Source organism: Aeromicrobium sp. (assembly GCF_036675695.1).
Classification (GTDB): Bacteria; Actinomycetota; Actinomycetes; order Propionibacteriales; family Nocardioidaceae; genus Aeromicrobium.
In genome coordinates this window covers 1-19,690 of record NZ_JAKFEL010000110.1, presented here as the reverse complement: position 1 = coordinate 19,690, position 19,690 = coordinate 1, and the positions used below count along the sequence as shown (strand labels likewise).

Genomic DNA, 19,690 nt, shown 5'->3' with positions numbered 1-19,690 from the left:
CGTTGACTACAACCAATTCAACAAACCCGGCCAAACGAACATTCCCGCATGTCACTCAACCACCAACCTGGGTGACTAGTCGTCGTCGTCGTCGTTCTTCTTGTCCCGGTCGCGGTCGCGGTCTCGGTCGTCGTCATCGCCGTTGAAGTCGAAGTCGAAGAACGAGTAGGACACCGTCAGCGTGATCGTGTCGCCAGCCTTCGCCAGAGCCGAGGGGTCGACCGACAGGACGGTGTCGGACTCTTCTTGCGAGAGCTTCTGCGCCTTGTTGACCTTGAGTCCGAGATCCTCCAGAGCAGCTGCGGCCTCGTCGTACGGCTTGCCGACGAGATCCTTGGGCAGGGCAAACAGGCCGGTGGCAACCGTGAGCTCGACGAGAGCGTCCTCGCCAACTTCGGTGCCGGGTTTGACCGACTGCTTGATGACCTCGCCTGCCTTGTGACCTGCGACGTTGGCCTCGCGGGTCTCGAGCGTGAGGTCGGCACGGCCGAGGGTGGAAGCGGCCTCGACACTGGACATGCCGACGACATTCGGCACCGCGATCTTGACGGGGCGGTTTGCATACGCGAATCCGCCAGCGAGCACGCCGACCAGCGCGAGCATGGCTGCAGCGATCCACAGCGCCCTGCGCGGGCGACGGCGCTTGGCATCAACGATGTCAATGGTCGCCGTCGTGTCACGGTCGTCTCGAGGCAGCGGGGTCAGGTCGGTACGAGTGTGCTCGGTGCTGTTCTTGCTGGTGGTGGGCAGACGTGTCGCCATCGTCGCCGCAATCGCGGCCACGTCACCGGCGGAGGGTCGATGCGTCGGCTCCTTCGACAGCAGCGACCGGATCAGCGGATCAGCCATCGCCAGTTCGGAAGGCAGGGGCGGAACTGGCTCATGCAGGTGCGCGAGCGCCGTACCGACATCAGTCTCACGACGGAACGGGGGAGCGCCGGTGAGGCAGGTGTACGCGACGATGCCGAGCGCGTACAGGTCGGAGGCGTACGTCGCCGGGTGGCCCGCAGCCTGCTCCGGGCTGAGGTAGTCGGCGGTGCCGACCATGGCGCCGGTCTGGGTCAGCGACTCGCCACCCGTCGATCGGGCGATGCCGAAGTCGAGGATCATCACCCGGCCGGACGCGGTGAGCATCACGTTGGCGGGCTTGAGGTCACGGTGCACGATGCCAGCCCCGTGGGCGGTCTGGAGTGCGCTCGCCATCTCAGCGACGATCGACATGGTCTCGCCGAGCGGCAAGGAACCCCGTGACGCGAGGACTTCCGACAGCGTGACGCCATCAACGAGCGGCATCACGAGGTACGGCGTCGTACGGCCGTCGCCGTCGATGTGCTCGCCGTAGTCGAAGACATCCACGATGCCGGGATGGCGCAGAGACCCAGCAAGCTGCGCTTCCGTACGGAGTCGCTCGCGGATCCTGGTGTCGCCGGCAAGATGCGGCCGGATGACCTTCACGGCGACGACGCGATCGAGCACCGGATCGTGTGCCTTCCACACTTCGCCCATGCCGCCGTCGCCGATGAGAGCGTCCAGGCGATAGCGATCCGAGAGTGTTGCAGGCATTGACTCATTCTAGTTCGTTGTGACTAGTTGTCCCGACCGGGCATGATCGAGCCCATGATCGAACGGCGCACGTTCCTCACCGGCATTGCAGCGGTTGGCGCCGCGTCCCTGATCGGCTGCAGCAGCGACGACAAGCCAACGACGCCAACACAGACCACACCAACGCCATCAGCGACCACCCCGGACGGAGCGGTGAACCCCAAGGTGGCGTCCACGATCGCGACCGGGCTCAACGTTCCGTGGGGCATTGCGTTCCTCGCCAGTGGTGCGGCGTACGTGTCGCAGCGCGACGCTGGATCCATTGTGCGCATCGATCCTGACGGCGAGGTCACCGACCTCGGACCCGTCCAAGGCGCCGATTCCGCCACCAGCGAGGGCGGCCTGATGGGCATCGCGCTCGATCCAGACGACGAGTCGGTGCTGTACGCGTACATGAGCACCAGCTCTGACGACCGCCTCGTGCGGCTCAGCGTGAACGGCAACCGGATCAGCCGCCCCGAGCCGCTCCTCACCGGCGTGCGCTCGGCGGCCAATCACCACGGCGGGCGACTGGTGTTCGACGGCAGTGGGCACCTCTTCCTGGCCATCGGCGACGGCGCAGTTCCCGAGGACGCACAGGACCGCAACGGCCCGAACGGTTCGATCCTCCGGCTCGACAAGGATGGACGTGCGGCAAACGGCAACCCGTTCGACAACGAGGTGTGGTCGTACGGGCACCGCAACATCGAAGGTCTGGCATTCGACGCCGACGGACGCCTGTGGGCGTCGGAGTTCGGCCAGGACTCGCGAGACGAGCTCAACCTGATCGAGAAGGGCAAGAACTACGGGTGGCCGCGGTTCGAGGGGGAGTCAGACGACCCGGGCTTTGTGTCTCCCAAGGTCACCTGGAGCACTGATGAGGCATCTCCCGCCGGACTCGCGATCACCCGCTCCACTGCATTCATGGCAGCGCTGAGGGGTGAACGCCTCTGGATGATCCCGCTCGACGGCGAGTCGGCCGGCAAGCCCAAGGCGCTGTTCACGGGGAAGTACGGACGCATCCGCGATGTCGTCGTCGCGCCCGACAAGTCGCTGTGGGTCACGACCAGCAACACCGACAGCCGAGGTCGGCCTGCCTCAGATGATGACCGCATCCTCCGTGTGACGCTCTAGCAAGCCTTTCGGCTCACGAGGTTTCGATACGTCGGCCGCGGGCGGCCTCGCTACTCAACCACCAGGTGGTTGAGTAGCGAGGAACGAGCGTATCGAAACCCGGTAAGTCGAACGGCTCGGGCGACTGACGGTCATTACCGGCAAATCAACCAAAACTACCGATCAGTAAGGGTTTTGCCGTCTCGAACATGAGGATAACCTCGGCTTTATGGATGACTCTTCGTTCGACATCGACCCCGCACAGGTCCGCGAGGCAGCAAAGCGATTCCCCGCGCACCGCTTGACGACGCTTGGCGGTCACCCCGACAGCGACGTGAGCTACATCGCCACGGCAGCGGAGTTTGGTCGGCACGCCTGGGACGAGGGCGGGCACATCTGAACCGGCTTCCCCGAATGCGAAAACCCCCGGAGCACGCTCCGGGGGTTTTCTACGTTCTCTGAGATTCAGAGGGGACGGCAAGCCGGCCCCGACCTCACGCGAGCCTGTCGGCTTGCTTAGAGGGGCCGGATGTTCGCTGCCTGCAGACCCTTCTGGCCCTGCTCGACGTCGAATTCGACCTTCTGGTTCTCGTTCAGCGAGCGGTAGCCACTCGACTGAATCGCGCTGAAGTGCGCGAATACGTCTTCGCTGCCGTCGTCGGGCGCAATGAATCCGAAGCCCTTGTCAGCGTTGAACCACTTGACGGTTCCTGTTGCCATGTCGTACTCCTCTTGGCGAGTTGCCACCCCCGACTTTCGCGAGTGGCTGTCGCGACGTACATCCAACCTTGAGAAGAACAAACACCCCGAAAGGAACTCATCTCGTACGGCCAACGTCGTGCAACTGCGATCAACCCTAGGGCACCGCCCCGGGCCAAAAGCAAGTGTTTTCCGTTATCTGAGCCAAGGTTTCATGAGCCCGTAACAGTGCTAGGCCCGCCTACCGAATACCTGTGAGACCCACCAACGACCCCTGGAGTCCTGGTACGCACCCACACCTATCTGTCGATAGCTGGACTTGAGGATGTTGGCTCGGTGACCCGTTGACCTCATCCAGGCGTACACCACACTCTGACCGCTCGAATAGCCGTAGGCGATGTTCTCGCCCACGCGGCTGAGCTTGCAGGCAGACAGGATCCTGCTCATGCTCTGGTGCTTCATGGTCTGGTTGACCGCCATCCACTTTGCATGGCGCTCGGCGTAATAGTCGACACATGATGCGGTCTTGAGCGGCACCCGGTCGTACTTGACCCGGTAATTGTTGGTTGAGGTGATCACCTGCGCCTCGTAGTCGTCCGAGGCAGCTGCATTTGCAGTTCCCGGCAGCGCTACGAGGAGGCCAACAGACAAGGCCAAGCAGGACAAAACATTGCGAATCTTCATAGGGTCTCCCTCCCTTGCGGGCCAAAATACGCACGCAGTGGTCGGGAATTCCTGACTCGTAAGAACTAGTCATTTGAGGGAAGGGGAGGGGTGTCGAACTAGTTCTTTATAACTAGTTCATACCTAAGTCAAGACTGCCGATCTTCCTGAAAGTTGCCTAAGTTGAGCACGTTGTGCCGACGCACTCCCCACAAGGGTGTGCTCACTAACCGGCCGGACGACCGTCCGACCTTTATCAGTAAGTAGGGGGAAAATAGTGAAGCGTGTGACCTCAGGCCTTGTCGGCCTAGGACTCGCGGCCTCGCTTGGTCTCGCTTATGCGGCTCCGAGTACAGCCCAGTCCTCACCACCCGTCTCCGGCAGCGATCGCGCTGACAAGAAAGACGAGTTGCCCAACCCTCTGGAGGACAAGCGCCGAGCGCTGCGAGAGACCGCTCTCACAGGTGTTCTCAATGGCGACCTGAAGGCCGTCGAGAAGGACGGAAGCACCGTCGTCAAGGTCGGCAAGGGTGTCAGTCCCGCCGAAGCCGCTCGCCGGGCCAACCAGAAGGCTTCGACCTACGAGAGCCGGAAGGCGGGCAAGACGCGCGATCAGTACGTCGAGCTGTCGCAGGAACGCGCCGACAAGGTCTTCGTGATCCTCGTCGAGTTCGGCAACGAACGTCATCCTGACTTCCCGGATGTCGACACAGACCCCGACACCCCCGGTCCGACGACCTTCGAAGGTCCGCTTCACAACAAGATCCCCGAGCCTGACCGCAGCAAGGACAACACGACGGTCTGGCAGTCCGACTTCAACCAGCAGCACTTCCAGGACCTCTACTTCAAGAAGTCCGCTGGCGCCGAGTCGCTCTCGACCTACTACAAGACGCAGTCGTCGGGTCGCTACTCCGTCGACGGCCAGGTCTCTGACTGGGTCAAGGTGCCCTACAACGAGGCCCGCTACGGCCGCGAGGACGCCACGACCTGGGACCTCATCCGAGATGCGCTCGCTTCATGGGTCGAGCAGCAGCACGCTGCCGGAAAGACCGACGCCGAGATCAAGACGGCGATGGCGGAGTACGACAAGTACGACCGCTACGACTTCGACGGTGACGGCGACTTCAACGAGCCGGACGGCTACCTCGACCACTTCCAGATCGTCCACGCAGGTGGCGACGAGGCTGATGGTGACCCGCAGCAGGGCGAGGACGCCATCTGGTCGCACCGCTGGTACGCATTCCTGACCGACGCCGGATTCACCGGCCCGGCTCAGAACCCGCTCGGCGGCACCGAGGTTGGCGAAACCGGCCTCTGGGTCGGCGACTACACGGTCCAGCCCGAAAACGGCGGCCTGTCGGTCTTCGTCCACGAGTACGGACACGACCTCGGCCTCCCGGACGCGTACGACACATCAGGTGGCGGCGACAACTCCAATGAGTATTGGACGTTGATGGCGCAGAGTCGACTCAATGCGGCGGGTGAACCTCTCGGTACGCGAGCCGGCGACCTCGGCGCGTGGGAGAAGCTGCAGCTCGGCTGGCTCGACTACGAGACGCTGAGCACGCACCAGGAGAAGACGATCGTGATGGGCCCGCAGGAGTACAACACTGCCAAGGCTCAGGGTGCGGTCGTCGTACTGCCCAAGAAGGAGGTCACCACCGACAACGGTGCGCCGGCCTCCGGAACGAAGCAGTTCTTCTCCGGCAGCGGCGACGATCTCGCCAACTCGCAGACGACTGACGTCGACCTCACCGGCAAGACCGGTGGATTGCTGACCGCCAAGGTCCGCTACTCGATCGAAGAAGACTATGACTACGCGTACGTTCAGGCCTCCACCGATGGCGGAGACAACTGGACCTCGCTGGACGGCACGATCAACGGCGCGCCCATTGGTGTCGACACCTCAGGGCGTCCGGCGATCGACGGTGAGCAGGAGACGTGGGCTGACCTCAACGTGCCGCTTGGCGCGTATGACGGCCAGGCCATCAAGCTACGCCTCTACTACAAGACCGACGGTGGTCTGGCGCTTCCCGGCCTGTATGCCGATGACATCAAAGTGTCGGCTGGTGCCGAAACCCTGTTGGAGGACGGTGCTGAGGACGGCGGAACGGCGTGGGAGCTCGATGGGTTCTCGATCGTTGGAGCCACAACGACGTCGCTGTTCGACAACTACTACGTCATGGGTCACCGTTCGTACGTCTCATATGACCGCTACTTGAAGACTGGTCCCTACAACTTCGGCTTCAACAACACGAAGCCGGACTGGGTCGAGCACTACAAGTACGGTCACGGTCTGTTGATCTCCTACTGGGACACCTCAGTCGGCGACAACAACACCAACCAGCACGCAGGAACGGGCCGCAACCTGCCCATCGATGCCAACCCGACGCCAATCATCAACAAGGCAACGGGCGCACCGTGGCGGGCGCGAATCCAGATGTACGACGCGCCGTTCTCGCTGCACAAGGCTGACTCGATGACGCTGCACACCAACGGCGTTCCGAGCTACATCCGGGGTCAGGCTGCCAAGCCGCTGTTCGACGACACCAAGAAGTACTGGTTTGCGCAGCTCCCCAACCACGGCGTCAAGCTGCCCGCAGCTGGCGTCAAGGTTCGGGTCCTCTCGGAGGATGGCACCAGCATGAAGGTCAGGTTCAACTGACCTTCACCACGGTCGGGGGCCGCGCATCAGGGGGTGCGCGGCTCCCTTGGGTGGGTGGCCCGTTGAGGGGATCGGGGGGTTCCTCAGCGGGCGACACGCGCGAAGTAGATGACCGCTCCGATGCCGACCACGGTGCAGCCCGCACCGATGGTCGGCATTGTGAGGCTGAACGCCAGAACGATGCATCCGACGAAGCCGATCGCGGCGATGGCGCGTTGCGGCCAGGCGGTGGGCAATGTCCAGGCCGCGGCGTTGGCAATGGCGTAGTAGAGCAGCACACAGAACGACGAGAACGCGATGCTCATACCGAGATCGCCGAGCAACACCAGAGCGATGATCAAGGCGCCGGCGCAGAGCTCTGCGGCGCGGGGTACGCGCGAGGAGCCGCTGAGCAGCGTCACTGCCCGTGGCAGGTGACCGTCTCGAGCCATCGCGAACATCGTCCGGGAGACCCCCAGCGCGAGAGACAACAGTGCACCGCCGGCTGCCACAGCAGCCACTACCTGGATGACGGGTGCGACGTTGCTTCGCCCGACGGCATCGAGGGCGTCAACGAATGGCCGCGCAGAGTCAGCGAGATCCTTGGCACCCAGCGCGTGGTTGAGAGCGAGCGCGACAACTGCGTAGAGCGACACGACCAGGACGAGCGACGTGGCGATTGCGCGAGGGATCGTACGAGCGGGGTCGCGTACCTCCTCGCCGAGTGTCGCGAGACGGGCATAGCCCGCGAACGCGAAGAACAGGAGCGCAGCCGCGTGCAGCACTCCGCTGGCGCTGGCTTGGCCAGCCGATGTGTCCGGCGCGCGTGGTCCGGCAAACAGCAGCACGACTGCCAGTGTCACGACAGCGACCACAACGCTCACGATCACCACCGCCGCGGACGCTGACTTCTCGACGCCGAGAAGATTGATCGCGATGACGGTGACGACCGTGGCGACTGCGAGCGTGCGGGCATGCTCGGGCCAGACGTAGGTGCCGACGGCGAAGGCCATCGCAGCGCAGGACGCGAGCTTGCCCGCGACAAACGCCCAGCCGGCTAGGTAGCCCCAGAACGGGCCCAGCCGTTCCCGCCCGTAGACATACGTGCCGCCGGCGACGGGGTAGAGGCTTGCGAGCTGCGCGGAAGAGAAGGCGTTGCAGACGGCGATGATCGCGGCGAGGCCGAGCGCGAGAAGGAGACCGTCTCCAGCTGCGTCGACTGCGGGAGGGAATACGACGAACAACCCAGCGCCGATCATGGCGCTCATACCGATCGCGACCGAACCAACCAGGCCGAGGCGACGATCGAGGGAGTCGGACATGCCTAGATGTCGTAGTCGATGACGAGGGGAGCGTGGTCAGACCAGCGCTCGGCCCAGCTGACAGCCCGGTCGACAGTCGCCGTACGCGCGGTGGCGGCGAGCTTGGGCGTCGCGATTTGGTAGTCGATGCGCCAACCGGTGTCAGTGTCGAATGCTTGGCCTCGCATGGACCACCAGGTGTAGGGCCCGTCAACGTCGCCGGCGAGGTGGCGGTGCACATCGACCCAGCCGAGCTCGTCTGCGAACCGGTCGAAGTAGGCGCGCTCTTCGGGCAGGAAGCCAGCCTTCTTGAGGTTGCCCTTCCAGTTGCGGATGTCGCGTTCGGTGTGGGCCACGTTGAGATCACCCGTCAGCAGACCGTGGTTGCCGGAGTCATTGATGGCTTCCAGACGGGTGTGCATCTGGTCGAAGAAGCGGTATTTCTCCAGCTGGCGGGGGGTTCCGGCCTCGCCCGAGTGCGCGTAGGCCGAGATCGCGGTGAGCGTGGATCCGTCCGAAAGTGGGATGTCGGACTCGATCCAGCGGCCCGAGTCGTCGAAGAAGTCATCACCGTTGCCGGTGCGCACGGCGGTCGGCTCGGCGCGGCTCAGCACCGCGACACCGGCACGCCCCTTGGCAGCCGCTTCGGTGTGCACCACGTGGTAGCCGGCCCCAGCAGTGAGCTCGCGAACGATCTCGTCCGGTGCGCGTACTTCCTGCAACGTCACGATGTCGGCGTCGCGTTCGACCAACCATTCGGCCATCCCGCTCGTCTGTCCGCGGTTCTTGTTGTAGGCGGCACGGATGCCGTTGACGTTGACGGTGGCGATTCGGAGCACGGGTCAACCCTATGCAGGGTCTCTGACAGCCGTAGCAGCGCCTAGTTCGCAGCAACGAGGGCTGCGACGACCGCAACGAGTGCTGGTACGCCCTGGATTGCGGCGGCGCGGGCATACGACTTGCCGGTCGACAGCAGCACCAGGGAGGCGGCGAACATGCTGCCGCACGCGAACACGATGAGCGTCCAGGCGACGGTGTCATAGCTGTCGGAGAACGCGATGAGCTTGACGCCCGTCGCCGCACCGATTGCCAGGAACAGGTTGTAAAAGCCCTGGTTGTACGCGAGCGAAGCCGTGGTGTCGGCGTCAGCCTGAGACTCGAGGCCGAATGTCTTCCACGTCTTTGGTTTCTTCCAGTCGATCGACTCCAGCTTGAAGAACAGGAGATGCAGCAGAGCAGCGATGCTGGCGGCGACTAATGCTAGAGCGGTCATGGCCTGAATCTAGCGGCTGATCGGCCGCGAATGGCCCTGCAAGACGTTATGTTCGGCCCGAGGGAGGGTTTGCATGGGAGAAACGCATTTGCCGGGCGGCGACGACGAAAGTCGTGTGCTGCGACAGATCATTGAGGCAACGCCCAATGCGATGGTCATGGTCAACGAGTTGGGCCGGATCACGCTCGTCAACACGCAGACCGAGCAACAGTTTGGCTACAGCCGCGAAGAACTGCTCTCCATGACCGTCGATCGGCTGATCCCTGAGCGGTTCCGTCCGCGGCACAAGGGATTTCGTGAAGGGTTCTTTGAGCACCCCGACACGCGCGCGATGGGCGCGGGGCGTGACCTCTTCGGCCTGCACAGGCATGGGCGAGAGTTCCCGATCGAGATCGGGCTCAATCCGGTGATCATTGACGGCCGGCCGCAGGTGCTGGCGTCGATCATCGACATCACCGAGCGCAAGCGCGCAGAAGAGCGCCTGTTGCACGTCGTCGAGGCAGCCCCCAACGCCATGATCATGGTCAACTCTCTCGGACACATCGTGCTGGTCAACACGCAGACCGAGAGATCGTTCGGCTACTCACGCGACGAGTTGCTCAGCATGAACATCGAAGACCTCATCCCCACTCGCTTCAAGGCCAAGCACGATGGCTATCGCATGGGTTACTTCCGGCAACCGGACCGGCGAGAGATGGGTGCCGGTCGTGAGTTGTTCGGCCGACGCAAGGACGGCAGCGAGATCCCTGTCGAGATCGGCCTCAACCCCATCCAGGTGCTGGATGAACAACACGTCCTGGCCTCGGTCATCGACATCACCGAGCGGCTCGTCGTACAAGCCACCGAGAGTGCCGAACGTGCTGATCGCCTGCGGCGGTCGATTCTCGACAGCCTGCCGTTCAGCATCATTGCGACCGACCCTGACGGCGTCATCGTCACGGCCAACCCGGCAGCCGAACGCCTGCTTCGCGCAGAACGCAACGAGCTTGTTGGCTCGCGCATCGACAACATTCGCGATGGCCGGCTGGATCAGATGCTCTCGCGTGCAGCTCATACCGACGGAGTTGACGAGCGCGAGGTCGAGTACCACCGCAAGGACGGGGTCGACGTACCCGTCAATGAGGCGATCTCGCTGATTGTCGACGAAGTCGAGCAAGTCACGGGATACCTCGCAGTCGCGTATGACATCACGCAGCGCAGGGAAGCCGAGGCGTTCATTCGGCACATGGCGCACTACGACTTCCTGACCGATCTGCCCAACCGCACGATGCTGTTCACTCGGCTCGACGCCGAGCTCGAACGTGCGGCACGCCTGAACACCGGCCTTGCCGTCATCATGCTCGATTTGGACCACTTCAAGCGGGTCAACGATTCCCTGGGACACCACATCGGCGACGAGCTCCTGTTGCAAATGGCGGCTCGCTTGCGCAGCGAGGTCAGAGCAAGCGACCTCGTGTCCCGATTCGGAGGCGATGAGTTCGTGCTCGTCTTCACCGATGTGCATTCAGCAGACGAGCTGTCAGAACGGATCACAGCCTTGCTTGAGCTGATCCCCGAACCGCTGATTTGCAACGGCCATGAGCTCATCGTCACCGGGAGCCTGGGTGGCTCGCTGTTCCCTCAGAATGGTGCGGACTCCACAACGTTGCTCAAGCACGCGGACACCGCGATGTATCACGCGAAGACGGCGGCCCGTAACTCATTCCAGTGGTTCCACGACTCCATGCTCGACGAGACCAATGACAAGCTCGTGCTCGCGGCCTCTCTTCGCCACGCTCTGGATCGCGGTGAGATCACCGTGGCATATCAGCCCGAAATACACCTCGCGACCGGTGAGGTCGTGGGACTGGAGGCGTTGGCCCGATGGGAGGACGCCGACGGTATGGACATCCCGCCGGATCGCTTCATTCCCGTCGCCGAGGACAACGGACTGATCATTCGCCTGGGCGAGCACATCCTGCGTACGGCGTGCGCAGACACCATGCGGATCTCCAAGTCACTCGGCCGTCCGATGCGGCTGGCCGTCAATGTGTCGCCGCGTCAGCTCAGGGACAAGGAATGGCTCGCGGTGCTCGAACGGGCACTGTGGGAGTCGGGCCTGTCGGGCAACCAGCTTGAGCTGGAGATCACCGAGGGCATCTTCATGGAGGATCCGCGCACGGTGGTCGAAGTGTTGAACACTGTCCGCGCGCTTGGGGTCGCGATCGCCATCGATGACTTCGGTACGGGCTTCTCGAGCCTCGCCTATCTGACCCGATTTCCGATCGACAAGATCAAGATCGACCGCTCGTTCATCGCTGATCTGGTGGACAACTCGGCCGACGCAGCGATTGTCGACACGATCATCGTCATGGCGCACACACTCGGCATGACCGTGGTGGCTGAGGGTGTCGAGACCGCGGAGCAGGAGATCTACCTGCGCGCCAAAGGGTGCGACCAGGCGCAGGGCTTCCGCTACAGCCGTGCCGTGCCCGCCGAGCAGTTCACCGCCGCGATTTCCTAGGCGGTTTGCTTGGCGGCGGCTCGACCTGCTGCGCGGCCGCTGAAGATACAACCGCCGAGGAACGTGCCCTCCAGCGAGTTGTAGCCGTGCACACCACCCCCACCGAAGCCGGCAACTTCGCCTGCGGCGTACAGGCCGTCGACAGGTGAGCCATCCGTGCCGATCACGGCAGAGTCGAGGTTGGTCTCGAGTCCGCCGAGCGACTTGCGAGTGAGTACGTGCAGGCGTACGGCGATCAGCGGCCCCTTCTTGGGATCGAGGATCTTGTGCGGGGTCGCGACCCGGATCAGCTTGTCGCCGCGGTAGGCCCGGGCCTGACGCATTGCGGCGATCTGCAGGTCCTTCGTGAAGTCGTTGTCGAGCTCGCGGTCACGTTCGGTGACCTGGCGGCGTACGTCGTCGACGTCGACGGGGGAGTCGGGCGTCAACGTGTTCATGCCAGCGACGAGCTCTTCGATCGTGTCGGCGACGATGAAGTCCTCGCCCTTCTCCTTGAACGCCTCGACGGGGCTCGTCGCGCCCTTGGAGAGCCGCTCCTTGAGCAGCGTCTTGACGCTCTTGCCAGTCAGGTCGGGGTTCTGCTCCTGACCGGACAGGGCGAACTCCTTCTCGATGATCGCCTGGCTGAGCACGAACCACGAGTGGTCGTGACCACTCTGGCGCAGCAGCTTTAGGGTGCCAAGGGTGTCGAAGCCGGGCAGACCGGGGATCGGTAGGCGCTGGCCAGCGCCGTCGAGCCAGATGGACGACGGCCCGGGCAGGATGCGAATGCCGTGCATGGGCCAGATCGGGTCCCAGTTCTTGATGCCTTCGACGTAGTGCCACATACGGTCGCGGTTGATGTGGCTCGCGCCGGCCTTCTCGGCGATGCCGAGCATGCGGCCGTCGACGTGCGCGGGTACGCCGGAGATCATGTGCATCGGCGGGGTGCCGAGTCGGTCGGGCCAGTTCTTGCGTACGAGCTCGTGGTTGCCGCCGATACCGCCGGACGTGACGATCACGGCCTGGGCGGTCATCGTGAACTCGCCGATTGACGTTCGGGATGTCGGCGCTGCGCGCTCAGCATCGTCCGGCTCGAGCACCTGACCCCGAACTCCTGTGACGGCTCCGCCGCTGACGATCAGCTCGTCGACCTGGTGGCGGAACGCGAACTGGACAAGTCCCTTTGCGTGGCCCTCACGCACGATCTTCTCGAACGGCTCGACGATGCCGGGGCCGGTGCCCCAGGTGATGTGGAAGCGGGGGACGGAGTTGCCGTGCCCACCGGCGAGACCGCCGCCGCGCTCGGCCCAGCCGACAACGGGAAACACGCTGTGGCCGCGCTCCTTGAGCCAGGAACGCTTTTCGCCGGCAGCGAAGTTGACGTACGCCTCGGCCCACTGGCGGGGCCATTTGTCCTCGTCGCGGTCGAACTGGGCGCTGCCCATCCAGTCCTGCATGGCGAGCTCGACGGAGTCCTTGATGCCCATACGGCGCTGCTGTGGGGAGTCGACGAAGAACAGCCCACCGAACGACCAAAATGCCTGTCCGCCGATGCCCTGCTCGCCTTCCTGGTCGACCAGAATCACCTTGCGACCGGCTTCGACGAGCTCCGCGGTGGCAACCAATCCGGCAAGGCCGGCCCCGACAACGATCACATCTGCGTCCATGCCCGAGATTCTGTCCTACTCCGTGCACGTATCAACATGCGGTATCAGCGACGCGCCACGTAAATACCGCATGAAATGACTGTCCGCAGCCGCTTTGGAGGACTAGATTCGAAGTGTCAGAACTTCATCGTTGGGAGAAGGATTCACATGGACTTCAAGTCTTTGGGCAAATTTGAACAGGCGGCGCTGATTTCTGGTGGAGTCACACTGGTCTTCTCGTTCATCAGTCGGTTTGTATCTCTGTCAGTCGAAGGAGTCCCTGGTTTTTCGGGCGACACAGTGTACGGCGAGAGTGCGTGGGGCGGGATCGGCTTTCTGGCAATGCTGTTGATCGTGGTGGCCATCGCTGTCGTAGTCGTAAGGTTGCTGGCGCCGGCGACTCTGCCCGATGGGGTGCCATGGAACCTCGTAGGAGCGGCGGCGGCCGTCCTTGGAACTCTGCTGTTAGTACTTCGTTTGTTTACGGCGTCGAAGTTTGGTGTCGACCTTGACCCCGGTTGGTCCGGATTTGTCACAGTAATTTCGGCGGTCGTCCTTTCAGTGGCATCCGTCGCTCTGTTCAAGGCTTCGGGCGAGAAGATGCCTGACCTCAACAAGAAGGACACTCCGCCTGCGGCGTGACCACTCAGCATTGACGGAAGGCCCGGCTTCGGCCGGGCCTTCCGCATGCGCGGCTATTCGTACGACAGTGTCACGTCTGGCGTAGTTGGCCAGCTCTGGCAAGTGAGCACATAGCCAGCTTCGAGCTCGTCGGGCTCCAGCGCGTAGTTGTGTCGCATCTCGACGGCTCCGTCCAGAACCTTGGCCCGGCAGGTGCCGCAGACGCCGCCGCGGCAGGCAAAGGGCGCCTCAGGCCGTACGCGCAACAGCCCGGCCAGGACCGAGTCGTCCTCCGGCGTCAGCGTGTAGGTGCTGGTGCGGCCATCGAGTGTTGCCGTGACGGCGGGCCCGCCATCGACGAACGCTTCCGCCGGGCGCGGAGGTGGGGGAGCGTCGTCGACGTGAAACAGCTCGCGGTGCACGCTGCTCGCTCCGGCAGCCTCGAGCGTCGATGAGAGCTCGGTGACCATGTCGAACGGACCGCAGAGGTACCAGTCATCGATGGTTTCCGGGTCGACCAGCGGGCCGAGGATCCGTTTGAGGCGGTCGCCATCGAGCCGGCCTGAGAGCAGTTCCGACTCGGTCTGCTGACGACTGAACACGTGGATCAGGTGGAAGCGGTCGGGGTGGCTGTCCTTGAGGTCGGCGAGGTCATCGAGGAACATCACCGTCTGCTCGTTGCGGCTCGCGTACAAAAGCGTGACAGCACTGTCGGCTGCAAGCGCCGCTCGCGCGATCGACAGGATCGGGGTGACGCCGCTGCCGGCGGCGATGAGTCCGAGATGTTCGGCGTGCGCGCGAGGGCCGAACGAGCCGATCGGCGCCATGACGTCGATCGTGTCGCCCGGTTGCAGGGTGGCCAGGCGGGTCTCGGAGAAGGCGCCGCCGGGTAGGCGTTTGACGCCGATCTGCCAGCGGCCGGAGCCGGGAGCGGTGCAGAGCGAGTACGTACGTCGCTCGCTAGCCACATTCTCTTTGGCATCGAGCCCGATGATCACGTGCTGCCCGGGCTCGAAGGCGAACTCGTCCTGGAGGTCGTCCGGAACGTCGAGGGTGATGGCGACAGAGTCCGAGGTGAGGTCGTCGATCGCGGCGACGCGCAGGGCGTGGAACATCAGAGCACCTTGAACGAGTCGAACGGTTCGAGGCAGTCGTCGCAGCGCCACAGCGCCTTGCAGCTGGTGGACCCAAAGCGCGAGATCTCGCTCGTACGCGTCGATCCGCACTGCGGGCAACGCACGGACAGGGTCAGCGGGATCGCGCCAGCGTGATGCGTGGGCGGGGCGATGCCGGCGGCGTGGAGCTTGGTCTTGCCCGCCGTTGTCATCCAATCGGTGGTCCAGGCGGGGGACAGGACTGTCTCGACGCTGACGTCGATGCCGTCCATCGCAGCGCGGATGTCTTCTTCGATCGCCGACATCGCCGGGCAGCCGGAGTAGGTCGGCGTGATCGTGACGTTGACGTGATCGCCGTCGACTGCGATGTCGCGCAGGATTCCGAGCTCGGCGATGGTCACGAACGGCAGCTCGGGATCGACGACGGCTTCGATCCGCGTGCGTGCGTCGGCGAGGGTCACCATGTGGCGCCCTCATGCTCGCGGGCCAGCGACTGCATCTCGCCGAGCAGCTCCGCCAGGTGCGGGGTGTGTTCGCCACGCTGCGTGGGGGCAGCCGCGGTTGGCACGGTGAGTGTTGCAGCGGTCAGGATCGCAGCGAGCTGCGTGCGTACGGCGGCTTCGACCTCGGGCGCCGACGAGCAGAGCTCGGTCAGCAACGGCCACACGGCGTCTGCGGCATCCTGCATACGACCGTGCGAGACGTCGGTGCCATCGCCGAGTCGAAGGACCCAGGCCTCGGCGTGCTCGAGGTGGTAGGCCGCCTCCTTGGCCGCCTTGGCGAAGATCGCCCGCAGCTCGTCGGTGTCAGGATCGGTACGGAACAACGCGCACTCGTACGACGCGAAGGCCAGCAGTCGCATCATCGAGAACGCGAAGTCGCCGTTGGGGAGCTCGACGAGTGTGCAGTTGCGCCACTCGGGAGCATCGCGGTGATAGGCAAGCCGGTCCTCGTCGCCAACCAGCGCGTACAGGCTGCGAGCCTGACCAAGCAGGTCCAGACCGATGTTGCCGAAGGCGATGTCGAGTTCGATCTCGGGCGAACGAGTCAGCCACTCGCTGCAGCGGTGCGACAGGATCAACGCATCATCGGCGAGCTCGAGGGTGAGGTTCACAGGTGCTCAACCCCATCGGGCACGTCATAGAACGTGGGGTGGCGATAGATCTTGTCGGCAGCGGGGTCGAACCAAGCTTCCTTCTCGTCCGGGCTGCTGGCGGTGACCTCGGAGGCAGGAACGACCCAGATCGACACGCCTTCGCCGCGGCGGGTGTAGACGTCGCGAGCATTGCGCAGAGCGCTCTCGGCGTCAGACGCGTGCAGGCTGCCGGCGTGTACGTGCGAGACGCCGCGCTTGGGGCGTACGAAGACTTCCCAGAGGGGCAAGGCGGTCATGCTGCTGCCTCGGCCTTCTTGGCGGCGTACGCCATGGCGGCCTCGCGTACCCATTCGCCGTCGTTGTGCGCTGTGGTGCGGCGCTCCATGCGCTCGTCGTTGCAGTAGCCCTTGCCGGCGATGACGTCGTACAGCTCGGAGAAGTCGATCTCGCCGAAGCCCCAGTGCTCGGTCACGGCGTTCCAGCGCAGGTCAGGGTCGGGAAGTGTGAGTCCGAGCGCCTCGGCCTGCGGCACAGCGATGTCGACGAACCGCTGACGCAGCTCGTCGTTGCTGAACCGCTTGATGCCCCAGCGAGTGGAGCGCGCGGAGTTGGGCGACTCGGCGTCGGGCGGGCCGAACATCATCAGGCTCGGCCACCACCAGCGATCGACGGCGTCCTGCGCCATCGCGTGCTGTGCGGGAGTGCCGTTGCTGAGCGTGAGGAGCAGATCGAAGCCCTGGCGCTGGTGGAACGACTCCTCCTTGCAGATCCGGATCATCGCGCGCGCATACGGCCCGTACGAGCAGCGGCACAGCGGCACCTGGTTGACGATCGCGGCACCATCGACCAGCCAACCGATCGCTCCGATGTCAGCCCAGCTCTTGGTGGGGTAGTTGAAGATCGAGGAATACTTCTGGCGGCCCTCGTGCAGAGCATCGAGGAGCTCGGAACGGTCGATGCCGAGGGTCTCGGCTGCGGCGTAGAGGTAGAGGCCGTGACCGGCTTCGTCCTGCACCTTGGCGAGCAGGATCGCCTTGCGGTGCAGGCTCGGGGCGCGGGTGATCCAGTTGCCCTCCGGCTGCATGCCGATGATCTCCGAGTGCGCGTGCTGGGCGATCTGGCGGATCAGGGTCTTGCGGTACGCGTCGGGCATCGCGTCACGCGGCTCGATGCGGCCTTCGTGGTCGAGCAGTGCGAGGAACTCAGGATCGCCGAGCTCTGCTGTGTCCTGCACGGAACCGCCTCCAGAAACCGAATGATCGTTCGGTTTCCATCATCGCCCCGATGGAGGGCCAGATCAAGTACAGCAAGCTCGTCGGCTCACCAGGTTTCGATACGCTCTCGTCCCGCCCCCTCGCTCGCCGCGCTCGCTGGGGGGACCCCCAAGGCTACTCAACCACCGAGAAACGTCGCCACTTCGGTGGTTGAGTAGGAGGCCGCCCGCGGCCGACGTATCGAAACCTCGTGAGGTGAAGTACTCGCGTGTCTTACGCGCGGAGGCCGGCGAGGCTCGACGAAAGCATCGTGTCGGCGAGAGCGTCGGCGCTGAGGGAGCCGTGACCGGGGCGGTACCACTCAGTGAGCGAGTTGACCGTGCCCGAGAGCAGTCGGGCGACAACGGCGGGGTCGAGATCTCCGCGGAGATCTCCTTCGGCCACGCCAGCGCGTACGAGATCGGCCACGAAGGCATCGAACGTACGTCGTTGCTCGAGCGCCCAGCGCTCGGTCTCGGTGTTGCCGCGTACGCGCAGCAGCAAGGTCACCGCGGCAAGTTGTTCGGCGAGGATCGCGATCTGGCGACGCAGCACGTACGTCAGCCGGTCGATCGCCTTGCCCTCGCGTGCCTGCGGCTCGTCGAGGAGGCTGAGCAGGGGAGTGACCGCACGCTCGAGACCGAGGCGCAGGATGTGCTCCTTGCCTTCGACGTGGTGATAGAGCGATGACTTGGACAGGCCCGTGGCGGCCGAGAGGTGCTCGATGCTGGTGCCGTCGTAGCCGCGCTTGGTGAACTCCTCGATGGCGACGTCGAGCAGCAGCTCGAGGTCATACCGGGGTCGTGTCATGAGGTGAAAGGTGGTCGGTCGTCGAGGCGTACGGATTGGCGACCGGCCCAGCGCCACAAGCGTGCGGTGAAGTCGTGGTCTTCGTCGGTGACGAAGTTGCCCATCACCCGCAGGGCGAACGTCATCAGCGTGTGCGAACGCATGCCGAGCGGGCCAGCGGTCGGCAGGAGGCGCGGCACGGTGATCAGGCCGGCGAGACGGCGGGCGATCGAGAACGCCTCGCCGTAATGGTGCGTGAGCAGCGCGGGCCAGGCGTCCTGGAGATCGATCTGAGCGGCCATGAGCTCGGCGCCCACACGTCCGGTCTCCATGCCGTAGTCGATGCCCTCGCCGTTGAGCGGGTTGACGCACCCGGCGGCATCACCGATCAGGATCCAGTTGGGTCCGGCCACTCCTGACACAGCGCCGCCCATCGGCAGCAGCGCGCTGGTCGGCATACGAAGCTCACCGCTGAGGTCCCATTCCTCACGACGGAGGGTCGCGTAGTACTCCATCAACGGACGTATCTGCAGGTCAGCGGGCCTCTTCGAGGTCGCAAGAGCGCCCACGCCAAGGTTGACCTCGCCATCGGACAACGGGAAGATCCAGCCGTAACCGGGAAGCAGCTCGTTGTCCTCACCGCGCAGCTCGAGGTGCGAGGAGATCCAGGGGTCGTCACTGCGACCGGACTTCACGTACGAGCGGCCAGCGACTCCGTACGCGGTCTCCCGGTGCCACTCACGGCCGAGTACACGCCCGAGCGGTGAACGTACGCCGTCGGCGACGATCAGTCGATCGCACGCGATGGTGTGCGGAGTCTTGGCCTTCCCGAGGTGGAAGGTCACCGACACGACCTTGCCGCTGGCGTCGCGCTCGGCGTCGACCGCGCGAGCACCTTCGAGCGGGTTGGCGCCAGCCTCGATCGCGACGCGGAAAATCTTGTCGTCGAGCTCAGTACGAGGAACGGCCGAGCCGTAGTCAGGCAATGAGCCGCCTGGCCAGGGGAGCAGCAGCTCTTGGCCGAAGCCAGCAGCACGCAGTCCGCGGTTGGTGCCGTGGCTGCGTACCCACTCGCCGAGACCGAGCCGCTCCATCTCGGCGATCGCGCGAGGCGTGAGTCCATCGCCGCAAGTCTTGTCGCGCGGGAAGGTCGCCGCGTCAGCCAGCACCGTCTCCATGCCGAGCCGCGCGGTCCACGCTGCAGCCGCCGCGCCTGCAGGTCCGGCACCGACGACGAGTACGTCAGTGCGCGTGGGCAGGCTCATATCTTGATTCTCCCAGAACGGGGGTGACTGGCAGGATGTGCCCATGAGTTCACAGGCAACCTCACCAAAACCTGAGACCGAGATCCACTATGCGTCGCGCGGATCGTCGTACTTCGACGTCCTGCTCGCGGTCTTCTGCGTCGTGC

19 protein-coding genes are annotated in these 19,690 nt (G+C 64.3%); 5 read left to right on the top strand and 14 right to left on the bottom strand.

Features of this window, described 5'->3' with window-relative positions:
• Nucleotides 1–75: 75 nt before the first annotated feature.
• On the bottom strand, nucleotides 76–1,563 hold the full coding sequence (locus tag V6M39_RS06945) for a protein kinase domain-containing protein (RefSeq protein ID WP_332643050.1): 1,488 nt from the start codon (nucleotides 1,561–1,563) through the stop codon (nucleotides 76–78).
• Nucleotides 1,564–1,617: 54 nt separating this feature from the next.
• Between V6M39_RS06945 and V6M39_RS06940 the strand changes: the two genes are divergently transcribed.
• Both V6M39_RS06940 and V6M39_RS06935 read left to right on the top strand, forming a co-directional pair.
• Entirely contained in the window at nucleotides 1,618–2,715 is a 1,098-nt protein-coding gene (locus V6M39_RS06940; protein ID WP_332643048.1) for a PQQ-dependent sugar dehydrogenase, read from the top strand.
• Between the two features lie 208 nt (nucleotides 2,716–2,923).
• A complete protein-coding gene (locus V6M39_RS06935) occupies nucleotides 2,924–3,094 on the top strand; it encodes a hypothetical protein (protein WP_332643045.1) in 171 nt (56 codons plus the stop codon).
• A 116-nt stretch (nucleotides 3,095–3,210) separates the two neighbouring features.
• On the opposite strand, the gene cspE is transcribed toward V6M39_RS06935, so the two are convergent.
• Together cspE and V6M39_RS06925 are read right to left on the bottom strand one after the other, a co-directional pair.
• Nucleotides 3,211–3,414, bottom strand: coding sequence for a transcription antiterminator/RNA stability regulator CspE (gene cspE / locus V6M39_RS06930; protein WP_056214575.1), 204 nt, complete (start codon nucleotides 3,412–3,414; stop codon nucleotides 3,211–3,213).
• Between the two features lie 210 nt (nucleotides 3,415–3,624).
• Complete coding sequence (locus tag V6M39_RS06925; RefSeq protein ID WP_332643039.1) at nucleotides 3,625–4,077, bottom strand: CAP domain-containing protein; 453 nt, start codon at nucleotides 4,075–4,077, stop codon at nucleotides 3,625–3,627.
• 265 nt (nucleotides 4,078–4,342) lie between these two features.
• Between V6M39_RS06925 and V6M39_RS06920 the strand changes: the two genes are divergently transcribed.
• Entirely contained in the window at nucleotides 4,343–6,721 is a 2,379-nt protein-coding gene (locus tag V6M39_RS06920) for an immune inhibitor A domain-containing protein (protein ID WP_332643038.1), read from the top strand.
• Between the two features lie 83 nt (nucleotides 6,722–6,804).
• Here V6M39_RS06920 and V6M39_RS06915 read toward each other — a convergent pair whose 3' ends face one another.
• From V6M39_RS06915 to V6M39_RS06905, 3 genes are read right to left on the bottom strand one after another with little or no spacing between them, the layout of a single operon-like run.
• Nucleotides 6,805–8,022, bottom strand: a complete 1,218-nt coding sequence (locus V6M39_RS06915) for an APC family permease (RefSeq protein WP_332643037.1) — start codon at nucleotides 8,020–8,022, stop codon at nucleotides 6,805–6,807.
• A 2-nt stretch (nucleotides 8,023–8,024) separates the two neighbouring features.
• Nucleotides 8,025–8,840: an exodeoxyribonuclease III gene (locus V6M39_RS06910; RefSeq protein WP_332643036.1), complete on the bottom strand. Its 816-nt coding sequence runs from the start codon at nucleotides 8,838–8,840 to the stop codon at nucleotides 8,025–8,027.
• Nucleotides 8,841–8,881: 41 nt separating this feature from the next.
• Complete coding sequence (locus tag V6M39_RS06905) at nucleotides 8,882–9,274, bottom strand: DUF1304 domain-containing protein (protein ID WP_332643035.1); 393 nt, start codon at nucleotides 9,272–9,274, stop codon at nucleotides 8,882–8,884.
• A gap of 73 nt (nucleotides 9,275–9,347) precedes the next feature.
• Here V6M39_RS06905 and V6M39_RS06900 point away from each other — a divergent pair, with 73 nt between their 5' ends.
• Nucleotides 9,348–11,777, top strand: a complete 2,430-nt coding sequence (locus V6M39_RS06900; RefSeq protein ID WP_332643034.1) for a sensor domain-containing protein — start codon at nucleotides 9,348–9,350, stop codon at nucleotides 11,775–11,777.
• Here V6M39_RS06900 and V6M39_RS06895 read toward each other — a convergent pair.
• Nucleotides 11,774–13,426 carry an FAD-binding dehydrogenase gene (locus V6M39_RS06895; RefSeq protein WP_332643033.1) on the bottom strand — a complete coding sequence of 551 codons (1,653 nt, stop codon included), beginning with the start codon at nucleotides 13,424–13,426 and terminating at the stop codon, nucleotides 11,774–11,776. The two genes, V6M39_RS06900 and V6M39_RS06895, sit on opposite strands and share 4 nt — an antisense overlap.
• A gap of 147 nt (nucleotides 13,427–13,573) precedes the next feature.
• On the opposite strand from V6M39_RS06895, the gene V6M39_RS06890 reads away from it, so the two are divergent.
• Nucleotides 13,574–14,047, top strand: coding sequence for a hypothetical protein (locus tag V6M39_RS06890; protein WP_332643032.1), 474 nt, complete (start codon nucleotides 13,574–13,576; stop codon nucleotides 14,045–14,047).
• A 53-nt stretch (nucleotides 14,048–14,100) separates the two neighbouring features.
• Here the strand turns inward: V6M39_RS06890 and V6M39_RS06885 are convergent, their stop codons facing one another.
• The 7 genes from V6M39_RS06885 to V6M39_RS06855 form a co-directional block, all read right to left on the bottom strand.
• A complete protein-coding gene (locus tag V6M39_RS06885; RefSeq protein WP_332643031.1) occupies nucleotides 14,101–15,141 on the bottom strand; it encodes a 2Fe-2S iron-sulfur cluster-binding protein in 1,041 nt (346 codons plus the stop codon).
• The gene (gene paaD, locus V6M39_RS06880) at nucleotides 15,141–15,605 is read right to left on the bottom strand and encodes a 1,2-phenylacetyl-CoA epoxidase subunit PaaD (protein WP_332643029.1); all 465 of its coding nucleotides are present in this window, start codon (nucleotides 15,603–15,605) and stop codon (nucleotides 15,141–15,143) included. The genes V6M39_RS06885 and paaD overlap by 1 nt, the downstream gene beginning before the upstream one ends.
• The gene (gene paaC, locus V6M39_RS06875) at nucleotides 15,599–16,255 is read right to left on the bottom strand and encodes a 1,2-phenylacetyl-CoA epoxidase subunit PaaC (RefSeq protein ID WP_332643028.1); all 657 of its coding nucleotides are present in this window, start codon (nucleotides 16,253–16,255) and stop codon (nucleotides 15,599–15,601) included. Before paaC ends, paaD begins: the two co-directional genes overlap by 7 nt.
• Nucleotides 16,252–16,533 carry a 1,2-phenylacetyl-CoA epoxidase subunit PaaB gene (gene paaB / locus V6M39_RS06870; protein WP_332643027.1) on the bottom strand — a complete coding sequence of 94 codons (282 nt, stop codon included), beginning with the start codon at nucleotides 16,531–16,533 and terminating at the stop codon, nucleotides 16,252–16,254. The genes paaC and paaB overlap by 4 nt, the downstream gene beginning before the upstream one ends.
• Entirely contained in the window at nucleotides 16,530–17,471 is a 942-nt protein-coding gene (gene paaA / locus V6M39_RS06865; protein ID WP_332643026.1) for a 1,2-phenylacetyl-CoA epoxidase subunit PaaA, read from the bottom strand. Before paaA ends, paaB begins: the two co-directional genes overlap by 4 nt.
• A 253-nt stretch (nucleotides 17,472–17,724) precedes the next feature.
• Complete coding sequence (locus tag V6M39_RS06860) at nucleotides 17,725–18,300, bottom strand: TetR/AcrR family transcriptional regulator (protein ID WP_332643025.1); 576 nt, start codon at nucleotides 18,298–18,300, stop codon at nucleotides 17,725–17,727.
• A complete protein-coding gene (locus V6M39_RS06855) occupies nucleotides 18,297–19,544 on the bottom strand; it encodes a geranylgeranyl reductase family protein (protein ID WP_332643024.1) in 1,248 nt (415 codons plus the stop codon). Before V6M39_RS06855 ends, V6M39_RS06860 begins: the two co-directional genes overlap by 4 nt.
• Between the last annotated feature and the right edge of the window lie 146 nt (nucleotides 19,545–19,690).